Annotated in this window: 10 protein-coding genes; 5 read left to right on the plus strand and 5 right to left on the minus strand. The window is 67.7% G+C overall.

Annotated features, from left to right (window positions below; translation table 11 throughout):
- Positions 1-207: 207 nt before the first annotated feature.
- The 4 genes from VV02_RS03580 (at position 208) to VV02_RS03595 (ending at position 5250) form a co-directional block, all read left to right on the plus strand.
- A complete protein-coding gene (locus tag VV02_RS03580) occupies positions 208-786 on the plus strand; it encodes a TetR/AcrR family transcriptional regulator (protein WP_169787634.1) in 579 nt (192 codons plus the stop codon).
- A 97-nt stretch (positions 787-883) separates the two neighbouring features.
- A complete protein-coding gene (locus VV02_RS03585; protein ID WP_218917341.1) occupies positions 884-2128 on the plus strand; it encodes a Cmx/CmrA family chloramphenicol efflux MFS transporter in 1245 nt (414 codons plus the stop codon).
- Positions 2129-2172: 44 nt separating this feature from the next.
- Positions 2173-2955, plus strand: coding sequence for an SDR family NAD(P)-dependent oxidoreductase (locus VV02_RS03590; protein WP_083449877.1), 783 nt, complete (start codon positions 2173-2175; stop codon positions 2953-2955).
- A gap of 126 nt (positions 2956-3081) precedes the next feature.
- Positions 3082-5250 (plus strand): MMPL family transporter, encoded by a 2169-nt coding sequence (locus VV02_RS03595; protein ID WP_052589891.1) that lies wholly within the window; start codon positions 3082-3084, stop codon positions 5248-5250.
- A 20-nt stretch (positions 5251-5270) separates the two neighbouring features.
- Here VV02_RS03595 and VV02_RS03600 read toward each other — a convergent pair whose 3' ends face one another.
- Positions 5271-6461: a hypothetical protein gene (locus VV02_RS03600; RefSeq protein WP_052589893.1), complete on the minus strand. Its 1191-nt coding sequence runs from the start codon at positions 6459-6461 to the stop codon at positions 5271-5273.
- Positions 6462-6664: 203 nt separating this feature from the next.
- Here VV02_RS03600 and VV02_RS03605 point away from each other — a divergent pair, with 203 nt between their 5' ends.
- A complete protein-coding gene (locus VV02_RS03605) occupies positions 6665-7228 on the plus strand; it encodes an NADPH-dependent FMN reductase (protein WP_052589896.1) in 564 nt (187 codons plus the stop codon).
- 25 nt (positions 7229-7253) lie between these two features.
- Here VV02_RS03605 and VV02_RS03610 read toward each other — a convergent pair whose 3' ends face one another.
- The 4 genes from VV02_RS03610 to VV02_RS03625 form a co-directional block, all read right to left on the minus strand.
- A complete protein-coding gene (locus VV02_RS03610) occupies positions 7254-8276 on the minus strand; it encodes an ATP-dependent 6-phosphofructokinase (RefSeq protein WP_052589897.1) in 1023 nt (340 codons plus the stop codon).
- A gap of 216 nt (positions 8277-8492) precedes the next feature.
- Positions 8493-9176: a VOC family protein gene (locus tag VV02_RS03615; RefSeq protein WP_157063258.1), complete on the minus strand. Its 684-nt coding sequence runs from the start codon at positions 9174-9176 to the stop codon at positions 8493-8495.
- Between the two features lie 27 nt (positions 9177-9203).
- Positions 9204-11477, minus strand: coding sequence for a hypothetical protein (locus tag VV02_RS26805; protein WP_052589899.1), 2274 nt, complete (start codon positions 11475-11477; stop codon positions 9204-9206).
- Between the two features lie 122 nt (positions 11478-11599).
- Positions 11600-12181 (minus strand): nitroreductase family protein, encoded by a 582-nt coding sequence (locus VV02_RS03625; RefSeq protein ID WP_052589900.1) that lies wholly within the window; start codon positions 12179-12181, stop codon positions 11600-11602.
- Between the last annotated feature and the right edge of the window lie 40 nt (positions 12182-12221).

The following is a 12221-nucleotide window of genomic DNA, read 5'->3' on the forward strand; positions in this document are numbered from 1 at the left end:
TTGGTCGAGTAGCCGGAGCGCTAGCGGAGGCGTATCGAGACCCGGTGCGGCGCGGGGAGACTCGGCGTTCGCGGTCACCTGGTCTCGATACGGCTCGCCCTAGGGGCTCGCCTACTCGACCGGCGAGGGGGCTCGCCTACTCGACCGGCGACGGTTGGGCGGCTCGGATTCTGGACAGAGCGGTTCAGAATGTGGCACGCTCGTCTGGTGGCGCGACCTAGGGAGTTCGACGAGCAGCTGGCGCTCGACCAGGCGCTGGAGGCGTTCTGGTCGGGTTCGTTCGCTGGTACGTCGACGCAGGACCTGTGTGAGTCGACTGGACTCTCCCGCAGCAGCCTCTACAACACGTTCAGCGGCAAGGCGGACATCTACCGTCAGTCGCTCGAGCGGTACGGCGCCCTCAAGGACGAGGAGCGCAGCGGCTACCTCCAGCGTCGCGGAACCGGTAGGTCGGTGCTGCAACGCCTGCTGACCGACATTGTCACCGACCAGTACGAATCCCCAGACCGCAGAGGCTGTCTCGTCGTCAATGCCGCCGTCGAAGTCGGCCTCACCAATGCGGACGTCGCAGCGTTGGCCAGGAACAACCTGCACGAGTTCCGGGCGCTGCTGGGGCAGCTGATCGCCCGCGGTCAGGACGACGGCTCGATCACGTCGACCACGTCGGCCGACGATCTGGCCGCCGTGGTCCACGCGACGCTCAACGGGTTGCAGGTGGCCGGACGCGTCGCCATCGACCGGCGCGACAGCGCTCGAGCGGTCCGCACCCTGATGTCTCTGCTCTGACCACGCCGCACAACCCGCACCGCCCCCACCGCTCGACGCCAGCGATGTCGTACAGCGCCTTGATTTTGAACCGATCAGTCCAGAAAGTGAGATGCCCGTGTCGCTCGCGACCGCCACCGCACCACCCCGGACTCGCCTCCCGCTCGCCGTCTATGCGCTCGCCCTCGGGACCTTCTGTCTCGGCACCTCCGAGTTCATGTTGGCGGGGCTGCTGCCGCAGCTGTCCGACGGGCTCGGCGTCTCGATCTCGACGGCGGGACTGCTGATCACCGCGTTCGCGATTGGCATGACCGTCGGCGCGCCGTTGATGACGCTCGCGACGCTGCGGCTCCCGCGTCGCGCGACCCTGCTGAGTGCGGCCGCTGTGTTTGCCCTGATTCACCTGATACCACTGGCTTTTGACGGCTACGCGATGCTGCTCGTCGGCCGCGTCGTAGCGGCCGCGGCCTGTGCCACCTACTGGGCTGTCGGCGCCGTGATCGCCGTTCGACTGGCCGGTCAGGAGCTCACCGCGCGAGCACTTGCCGCGGTCGTCGGCGGCCTCACGCTCGCCAACGTGCTCGGTGTACCCGCCGGCACCTGGATCGGTGAACGTCTCGGCTGGCAGGCGTCGTTCGTAGCCGTGGCAATCGCGACGGTGATCGTGATCGGGATCCTTCGCGTGCTCGTACCGCACCAGCCGCACGACGACGCCCGCGTCCCCATGCGCGTCTTGGTGCGTCGCGAGCTGGTGGCGTTTCGCGACCGACGGCTGTGGCTGGCCCTGCTCACCACGGCGCTCTTCCAGGCGGCGGTGTTCTGCTGCTTCTCCTACCTCGCGCCCCTGCTCACGGATGTGTCGGGCATCTCCGACGAGCGAGTTCCCTTGGTACTGCTGTTGTTTGGCGTCGGCAGCTTTGTCGGCATCACTCTGGGCGGCCGGTACGCCGACCGTGACCAGCTGGTCAACGTCTTCGTCAGCCTGGTCGCGATGATCGTGGCCCTCGTCATCCTGCTGGCACTTGCCGGTACGACGATGGGCGCCTGCGCGGCGACCTTCCTGTTCGGCGCGTCGGCCTTCTCGATCGCAGCCGCGCTCAACGGACGCGTCTTCGGGTTCGCCGGCGATGCGCCGACGCTGGCAGCGTCGGTCAACGTCTCGGCCTTCAACGTGGGCAACGCCGTTGGACCGTGGCTCGGTGGACTCGTCATCGACGCGGGCCTCGGGCTGCGGGCACCCATCTGGACGGCCATCGCCTTGGGCGGCGCCGCGCTCGTGGTCGCGTCCTTCAGCTGGCGCCTCGAGCGTGGCCCGCGCACCGAGAGGGCCACGCGCGTGCCAGCCGAGTGCGCGAGCGCCTGAACCACCCAAGTCCTGAGAACACCGAAAACACAAGGAGATTCATCGTGACTGACTTCACCGACCGCCGTGCCGTGGTCGTCGGCGGAACCAAGGGGATCGGCCGGGCCGTCGTCGACGACCTCGCGTCGTCGGGAGCCCGCGTGGCCGTAGTCGGCCGGGACCGTGAGGTGCTGAAGGAGCTCGAGACCGCGGGACATCTCGCACTCGAGGCGGACTTGCTCGATGACGCCTCGGTGTCGGCCGCTTTCGAGGAGGTTGCGGCATCGTTCGGGGGCCTCGACATCGCGGTGAACACCGCAGGCATGTTCCCGAAGCCCGGACCGGTGGGCGACCTGGATCCGCAGGTGCTCGCCGACGCGCTGCTGACCAACGTCGTCGGCATCCAGCGGGTCATGCGACAGGAGATCGCCCTGATGGGCCGGGGTCTCGATACGGCTCGGCTCCCGCCTCGCCTACTCGACCAGCGTCCGGGCGGCGCGATCGTGAACTTCTCGTCCAACATCGGTGCGCACCGCACCCAGCCCAACCTGGCGGCGTACGGCGTGAGCAAGGCCGCTGTGAGTGCACTGACGCGCGCAGCTGCCCTGGACCACGTCAAGGACGGCATCCGCATCAACGCCGTCAGCCCGGGCCCGTCGGACACCACGATGTCGATCCGGCCCGGCGAGACGGTCGAGGAGCGCGACGCCCGCGTCGCCCAGCAGAACCCGTCGGGTCGGGTCGCTCGCCTGCCCGAGATCGTCGCGGCGGTGCGTTACCTGATCTCGGACGAGGCGGCGTACGTCGTCGGCACCGATCTGGTCATCGACGGCGGCATCTCCGCCTGAACTCGCTGCCGGCCGCAATTCTTGCGGATAGCGACGGCGATCACTAACGACCCTCCGGCGCTCTCGGCGCAGGCTTACGGTTCGCCCAACAGGTGCCCTGTAGGTGGGCGCCGGGGGTGGCACATCATGGGTCGCTGGGCCGAGTTCGTTCTTCATCACCGCCGGTGGGTCATGCTCTTCTGGGCCCTCGTCGTGGCCGTGGGAATCTTCGCCTCAGGTAAGACGACCGACCGGATGACGGCGGACTTCTCCCTGCCGGGGCAGCCGGGTTCGGAGGCCGCCACCAAGATCGTCAAGGAGTTCGGCAACGGCGGCGACACGTCCCCGTTCCTGCTCGCCGTCACCATGCCCGAGGGCCAGACGGTGGCTGGGCATGAGGCCGACGTGGCCCGGGCTTTTGCGGCCGTCGGCACCCAGGTGCCTGGCCTGCGCATTCTCGATGAGGCCAACACCGGCGACCAGGCGGCGTTCCGGACGACCGACGGGCGGACGGCGTACGCCATGGCGTTCTGGCCGTTCGACCCGCACGACGCCAGCTTCTCGCTGCCGACCGACGCGATGACGAAGGCCCTGGTCTCCGCGACGCCACCAGGAGCGACGGCCGGGGTGACCGGGCTGGACGCGCTCGCCGCCGGTGATGATCAGGGCGGTGGAGCTGGGGTGCTCGCCGAGACGATGCTCGGTGCCATCGGCGCGCTGGCCGTGCTGCTTTTCGTCTTCGCCTCGTTCATGGCGTTCCTGCCGCTGGTCGTGGCCGCCGTCTCGATCTTGGCGACGTTCGTGATGCTGCTCCCGCTGACCTACCTGACCGATGTGTCATTCATCGTGCAGTTCTTGGTCGCGCTGGTCGGCCTGGGCGTCGCGATCGACTACTCGCTGCTGCTCGTCACGCGATGGCGCGAGGAACGAGATCACGGCCGCGACAACGAGGAGGCCGTCAAGGTCGCCATGGCGACCGCCGGTCACGCGGTGCTGTTCAGTGGTGTCACCGTGGCGATTGGGCTGCTGGCCCTCATCGTGCTGCCGGTGCCGTTCATGCGCAGCGTCGGGCTGGGCGGTGCGCTGATCCCGGTCGCCGCCGTCTTCGCGACGCTCACGCTCACGCCGGCTCTGCTCGGCGGTATCGGCCCCCGGATCGACTGGCCGAAGATCCGCCACGAGAACACGGCCAGCCGAGTCTGGAGCGGTTGGGCCAGAGGCATCGTCCACCATCGCGTGCTCGCTGCGGGCACTGCTCTGGTCGCTCTCCTGGTCCTTACCGGCGTGTTCTTCGGCATCAAGATCGGCCAGTCCGCGTCCGACTCGCTGGCCACGAACGGTCCGGCGTACCAGACGTTCCAGACGCTCAAGGGCGGAGGCGCGTCCACCGGCAACCTGACCCCGATCGAGGTCCTCACCGAGACCAGCAAGGCCAAGGACGTCGCCGCCAGCCTGGCCAAGGTCGAGGGGATCAAGAGCGCGTTGGTGCCGACCGGTCCGGCGAACAACCGCAGCGGTCACACCGTCGTCGTGCTGATCCCGAACCAGGAAACCGTCAACTCCAAGAGCATCGACGTGGTCAAGCGGGTCAAGGTCACCGCTGACGGGACGCCGGGTGTGCTCGGGGTGACCGGCATCGGCGCGGCGCAGATCGACTTCCTCAAGGGGGTCTACGGCAACTTCCCGCTCATGCTGCTGGTGATCGCGCTGATCACCTACGTGCTGCTGGTCCGCGCGTTCCGCTCGCTGCTCCTGCCGCTGAAGGCGGTCCTGCTGAACCTCATCTCGCTGGCCGCGACGTACGGCCTGATGGTGCTGTTCTGGCAGTACGGCTTCGGCTCGGACGCGGTGTTCGGCATCCAGGAGACCGGGGCGATCACCTTCTGGATCCCGTTGATGGTGTTCGCGTTCCTGTTCGGGCTCTCGATGGACTACGAGGTCTTCATCCTGTCCAGGGTCCGGGAGGAGTACGACAAGGGCCGGTCCACCGACGCCGCGGTGATCGAGGGCATCGGGCGGACAGGACGGCTGGTCACCAGCGCGGCGCTCATCCTGTTCCTGTCGTTCGCAGCTCTCGCGTCCGGTCCGGGAACTGACCTGAAGGTCATGGCCACCGGCCTCGGCTTCGGCATCCTGCTGGACGCGACGATCGTCCGGTCACTGCTGGTACCGTCCCTGGTCTCACTCTTCGGCGACTGGAACTGGTACCTGCCCGTGGGCATCGCGCGGGTGCTCCGGGTCGAGCCGTCCTACCCGCACCCCAAGCAGGACGAGCCCGAACCGGAGCCAGAGCCTCTCGCCCCGGTTGCGGTGTAAGCCCTCAGTACGTGTGAGCCTCAGTAGGTGGGCGAGGACGACGGGGACGTGTCGTAGTCGCTGCCGCTGCCGTAGGTCGGCTTCTTGAAGCCGAGGTCGTCCTGCTCGCGACCGATCCCGACCTTGACATAGGGCCAGCTGGCGATGCCGCCCTCCGGCACGACGACGATGTCGACGCGCCACTGACCGACGTACGCCGAGTGCGGGGTGCCGTCGAGGTGCTTCGTTGCCCAGTCGACCGCCGCGCTGATGCCCGGGTCGTTCAGCGCGGACTTCACCTTGGGCATGATCGTCTGGACGCCACGGATGTTCTCGGAGGGCTTCTTCGAGTGGGAGCCGTCGATGACGATCGACGTGATCCCCTCACCGTCGTCGCTCAGCTCAGCGCCCGCGCTGCCACCGGCCATCGAACCGTCCTCGTCACTGGGCTTGAACGACGGATCGCTGCACGACAGGCCCTGCTTGCTGGTGTTCGAGAGGTCGTTGCTGCTGAACTTGCAGGTCAGCTGGGCGGACTGGAGGGCCGGAAGCGCCTTCTCCTTGGTCATGCTCAGCGGCTTGAAAGTCGCTTTGTACTCGGTCGACTGCTGCCAACCCTTGACCCTCAGGATCGTGCCGTCGCCGCCGGTGAAGTCCGCGACCGAGCCCCAGGTCAGGTTCTTGCCGTCCGCGAGGAACACCGCCGCGTCAGCGGGGGAGAGCAACGCCTCGGCCATGATCTTCTTGGTCGGGTCGTCCTGGCGATCCGAGCTGTCCATGACTGCCAGCAGCACGGTGCCCTTGGCGTCGGAGACGTAGCGCAGGTTGGAGACGAGGACGTGGTCGCTGTCGTACTGGTCCGCCGCCTTGATCACGAAGCCCTTGGAGCAGACGCGTACGTCCGCCTCGCCGTCCTCGCGCTTGGTGCACTCGAAGCCCTGTGAGCTGAGCTTGCTCTGGACCTGCTCGGACTGACCGGGGGACTCTTTCCAGTCGCCGTGCAGCGGAGACATCTGTACGTCCTCGCCGGTGCCGTCGCCCGCGGCGGTGCTGTCGCCACCGTCATTGCCGGAGTCGGCGCTCTTCGTGCCGAACGGGAAGCCGCCGCCACCGGAGCTGTCCTTCTTGTCGTCGCCGCACCCGGTGAGGGCCAGCGCGACCACCCCGGCCGCTGCCAGGCCCTTGAGGCCGGCCCGCGTCGTACGCCGGCTGTGCACCTTCGTGATGTTCATGTCGAGCCCCGTTTGTCTCGGCTCCGGGCGCCCGTGCGCTCGGTCTCGGTGAAGGACTGTAGCGGCGCCGAAGTGCACTTGACGCGTACGTGACTGCGCATTCGCGTCGTCCGGAATCGTTGCCGGTCTCCAGCACCACGAACGGAGTTCGTGCGCCAGAGTGGGGACCGGGGGAATCGCTCGCTGCATGCGGGAGGGTTTCGATGAGCACGTTACGGATCGCCGTTGTCACCGCCAGTACTCGCCCGACCCGCGTCGGACCCAACGTCACCGAGTGGGTGATGCAGCACCTACGCGACCGGGACGATGCGTCGTACGACGTGCTCGACCTCGAGGAGGTCGGGCTGCCGTTCCTCGACGAGCCCGAGCCGGCGTCGTCCGGCCACTACACCCACGAGCACACCCGCCGATGGTCCGAGACGATCGAGGGCTACGACGGATTCCTGTTCGTCACACCGGAGTACAACCGCGGCATGCCCGCGCCGTTGAAGAACGCGCTCGACTTCCTCTACGCCGAGTGGAACAACAAGGCAGCCGGACTCGTGGTCTACGGCAGCTCGGGCGGCCTGCGCTGTGCCGAGCAGCTCAAGTCGGTGCTCGGCGAGCTGCAGGTCACGACGGTGCGCGCCCAGGTGTCCTTGTCGATCTATGACGACATGGAGGATTTCTCGCAGATGAAGCCGCGGGACTACCAGAGCGGCAACCTCAGTACGACCGTCGACCAGCTCGTGCGCTGGGCCAAGGCGATGCGCGGCATCCGCCGCTGAGCCGCTGACCCAGTCCGCCTCAGCCTCAGCCGAAGAGGATGGCGGCTTCGTCGTAGCGCGCTTGCGGCACGGTCTTCAGCACCGTGGTCGCGTCGTGCAGATCGACGGTCTCGATGTCGATCCCGTTGAGGGACACCATGGTTCCCCACCTTCCGTCGACGACCGCGTCGATCGCTCCGGTGCCGAATCGCGTGGCCAGGACCCGGTCGTACGCCGATGGCACGCCTCCGCGCTGGAGGTGGCCGAGCGTTGCGGTGCGGGTCTCGATCCCGGTCGCGTCCTCGATCATCGGGCCGAGGCGCTCGCCGATGCCGCCCAGCCGGGGCCGGCCGAACGCATCCAGCCCACGTGGCGCGACGACGTGCTCCTCGCCGTCCATCGTGAAGCCCTCGGCGACCACGATCACGGGCGCGCGGTTGCGCGACTTCGCACCCTCGACCCACTCGGTGATCTGCGAAAGCGACTGCGGCACCTCAGGAATCAGGATCGCGTGCGCGCCCGCAGCGAGGCCGGCGTGCAGCGCGATCCAGCCGACGTGCCGGCCCATGACCTCGACCACCATGCAGCGGTGGTGCGACTCGGCGGTGGTGCGCAGCCGGTCGATCGACTCGGTCGCAATGGCGACAGCCGTGTCGAAGCCGAACGTGTAGTCGGTTGCGGACAGGTCGTTGTCGATCGTCTTGGGCACACCCACGATGCGGATGCCCTCGTCGGTCAGCCGTCGGGCCGCGGTGAGCGTGCCCTCGCCGCCGATCGCGATGACCGCGTCCATCTGGTGGTGGGCCATGACCTCGCGGATCCGTTCGACCCCGCCGTCGTCGAACGGGTTGGTGCGTGACGTCCCGAGGATCGTTCCACCCTGGCGCGACAGGCCGCGTACGTCGTGGCGGGGGAGCGGGATGATGTCGTCCTCGATGAGGCCGCGCCACCCGTCCTTGATGCCGAGAAAGGTCTGGCCGTGGATCCGGTCGCCCTTGATGACGGCTCCGCGGATGACGGCGTTGAGGCCGGGGCAGTCGCCGCCGCTGGTCAGGATTCCGATGCGCACCGGGTCAGTCTGGTCCGGTGGACGTGGTTACTCGCGAGTTCGTCTCACACTCCGTACGCCAGCAGCTCCGCTGCTCGAGTAGGCGAGCCCCAAGGGCGAGCCGTATCGAGACCCGGCGACCGCGCGCACCTTGGTCTCGATACGCCTCCGCTGGCGCTCCGGCTACTCGACCAGCGGTGGTGTGCTGGCGCTCCGGCTACTCGACCAGCCAGTGGTTCAGACGGGTGTGAAGGCGCAGAATTCGTTGCCTGCCGGGTCGGTCATCAGGTTCCAGTCGATGCCGTCGTCGCCCTTGGGCCGCTGCACGGTGGCGCCGGCGGCGACCAGAGCGTCGAGGTCGTCGGTGGTGACGTCGATGTGGATGCGGTTCTTGACCGTCTTGGGCTCCGACACCGGCGCGAACACGATCGCCTCGAACGGCGCCCCCGTGATGCCCGTGACGGAGGAGGACCCGTCCTCATGGTCGGTGGCTGTGGCTCCCAGGGCGTCAGCCCACCACGCTGCCAGCTCGCGAGCCGCCGACGCGTCACCCGTGACGTCCCAGCCCATCTCGTAGAACTGGGGCTCCCGCTGCTCGTCACGGACGAACGCGCAGAAGTCCTGGCCGTCCGGGTCGCGCATCGTGATCCACGAGAACGAGTCCGCGTCGACCACCGTGGCGCCAGCCGCGATGAGCGGCTCGAGCGCGGTGACGTTGACGTCGATGTGCAGGCGGTTCTTGACGGTCACCGGTTCGGGCACCGTGTTGATCCAGACCTCGACCGCCTCGCCCGCGCGCAGGCAGGAATCACCATCGTCGTGCGGATGGTGATCCCAGCCCAGCAGCGGTGACCAGAAGCGGCCGAGCGCGTGCGCATCGGAAGCGTCCATACACAGGTCCTTGTACGCCGCGAGTGCCATGGCCAGGACGCTACCCGGCCGAGTGCCTCACCGCTTCAACCTTTTTCGAGCCACGGTGAGCGTCGCACCGAAACCGGCCACGAGCGCTCCCAACCCGACGAACGGCGTGAGCGAGGTCGACTCCTCCGGCTGGACGAAGTCTGTCTGCACGGGTGGCCCCGACACCTGCTGTGTGGTGCTGGGAGTCTCCGCCGTGGCTTCGGTAGATGGAGACGAGGTCGTACGACGGGGCGCCGGTGAGGTGTGCTTCGGCATCTCCGTGGGGAGCCAGGTCGGCAGCGCAGTGGGCAGCTCGGTCGGGATCCCCTTGGGCAGCTTGGTCGGGATGCTCTTCGGCAACGAGGTCGGCCACGGGACCGAGCGATGCGTTGCTGACGGGGTGGGTGTCGGTGCCGGGCTCGACGGCGTTGACGTCGGCGTCGGTGCGGGCTCGGTCGGCACGGGCAGTGTCGGCTGAGGCGGCTTGGGTCCGGTGGGCGGAGCCACCGATCCGGTCGGCACAGCACCACCGACGTACGCGCGAGTCCCCTCGAACAGCGGACGAGACGACGCCGGGACGTCCTTCGTCCGCTTGGCGAACGTGCCCCATTGCTTGTCGTACGTCTTGGGCGCGACCGGCTTGAAGGACAGGCGCGACAGGTCGACGCCGCCGTAGACGTACGAGTTCACCCGCACGTAGTTGCCGCGGCGCTCGCGCGTCTCGACCTTCCACTGCTTGTGCACGTAGTCCTTGCGGTAGGCATCGAACGTCTGTCGCGGCGTCCAGCCCGTCTTGGTCACCCAGGGCGAGATGTCGCCGGAGCCGACCACGTCGTCGTACGCCGTGGGCTGGCCCTTCGCGTTGCGGCCCGTGACCCACTCCGCGGCGACGCGACTCAGGTAGACCTTGCGCAGGTCGGCGAACTGGGGACCGTGGTTCACGGCCTGCTTGACGCGCGGCAGGACCATCTGGCGGTAGACGCGCTCGTTGTTGGCCTGCTCGGCTGCCGTGCCCCGTCGGCAGGAGCTGACCTCGCCCTTGTTCTTGGCTGAGAGGTACTGCGTCTCCATCTTGACGTCGAGTGGCGCGTCGAGGATGGACAGCTGGGTGTCGGTCGCGCGGACCGTGGCCGGCAGCGGGACGATCCACTGGCGCATCGACACGCAGCGTTCCTGGCCCTGCAGCTTGTCCCAGTACTGCTTGCCGAGCGAGGTGCGCGGATCGATGAGTCGACCCACCGTCCGCTTCAGCTCCAGGTCGGCCTGCAGCAGGACTCGGCCGGCGTCCGTACGACCGAATGACTTCTCGATGACGCGGTTCGGCTCGTTGGGGTTGAGGTTGACCCAGAAGGACGACTTCGGCAGTGCCATCCAGACGAAGAAGGCGTCGGAGGTGGCGGTCACGCTGTGTACGCCGTCCTGCACCTTCGATGTGCGCCCGGCGGGCGCCGTGAAGGCGTACTGCACCTGGCGGCCGTTCGCGCTGGGCTCGTCGGACAGGTAGCGCAGGTTCAGCTCGGAGAAGTCGATGCCACCGGGCTTGGAGATCTGCTGCTCGAGCGCGGTGGGCGACCCCGTCTGGGCATCGTCGGCATCGAGGGCACCGCGGATCTTCGTTGCCTGGTCGCGACGATCCTTGTCAGCGGAGAGCGACTGGCTCCACTTGGACTGCAGGTTGTCGGCCGCTGTCTTCTGGCCGGGAGTGTGCCGAGTGAGCCAGAAGCCCTTGGCGTTCGGGATCGTTTGCTTGATCGCCCACGTGCAGCTGGCGCCGCCTGTGCAGAACGACCGTTCAGAGCCGATGGCGCGCCCACGCACGGCAAGCTCGTGCTCGGGATCCTTGACGCCGAGCCGCTTGAGCGCCTCGACACCCTGTGCGAGAACCTTTGGCTCGGAATGAAATCCGCTCTCCGGGTCGCTGACGCCGGTGAGGATCAAGACCCTCTTGATGGCCGGATCGGTGAGGTTGAGTGCGGCTCGACGGATCGGATCCATCGCCGCGACGTCGACCACCTGGCCCCGGCTGTGGGACAGCTGCAGAGGTCCGGGGGCCTTGGTCAGTGACGTGACGTCGAGGTAGAGAGCGGCGAGGTTGCTGCTGATGAACGGCTTGCCGCTCTTCTGCAGCTTCGCGCGCTGGTCGCGAAGGTCCTCAGCAGCAGGATCGTCGTACCCGCCGGGCAGCTGGGCCTTGTCTGCTGTCGCTGCGGAATGTCGGCTGGCGGCGGACGAGTGCGGGACGCCGACGACCAGGGCGGCCGGACCGAGCAGGCCAGCGCCGACCAGAGTGATGACGAGTAGACGATTGCGACGTGTTGTCATGACAGTTCCCCCAGCACGGTTCAGGATGAAGTGGTCCGTGCTTGGGACGACCGCTCGGTCGAGGCCGATCCGCTGCGTCAGGTAAAGAACTCGTCAGAACTCGGCCGGTCGATCACGTATCTTCAGCGCCACTCGACGAGGTCTTCCAACGGCAGCTGGAGCTTCTTGAGCACCGCCAAGGGCTTTGCTGCCGCCCCGGCGTAGCCCAGGGTGAGGATGCCGGCGAGTCCGAGATCGTCCGGCAGCTCGAGGATCTGCTCGAGCCCGTCTTCGTGCGGGCCGAAGAACCCGGTCGCCAGGCCCTCGTTCGCGGCCGCGAGCTGGAGCAGCACGAACAGGCTGCCGCTGTCGAACCACCAGTAGGGCACGACCCACTCGATCTCGTTACCGTCCTCGTCGAGCCGCTCCGGCTTGGTGTATTGCTCGTGGTACGACGCCTCCCGGACGCAGACCGCGATGAGGACGGGCGCCTTCGCGATCCAGCCGGCGGCCAGAGTGCCCGCGTAGGGCGGGTCACACAGGTCAGAGATCTGCTTCCGGATCAACGGGTCAGTGATGACGATCAGCCGGTGCCCCTGGCTGAACCCCGCGCTCGGCGCGCGATGGACCATCTTCACGATCCGGCGCAGCGCTTCCGGTGGCACGGGATCGGGCAAGTAGTCCCGGACCATCCGGCGCATCTTCAGCACATCAGTGAAGTCCATTGACCTACCTGATCACGGATACGGCGACGACGTGGGCCGA

Origin of the sequence: Luteipulveratus mongoliensis (assembly GCF_001190945.1) — a bacterium.
In the GTDB taxonomy this organism is placed as follows: domain Bacteria; phylum Actinomycetota; class Actinomycetes; order Actinomycetales; family Dermatophilaceae; genus Luteipulveratus; species Luteipulveratus mongoliensis.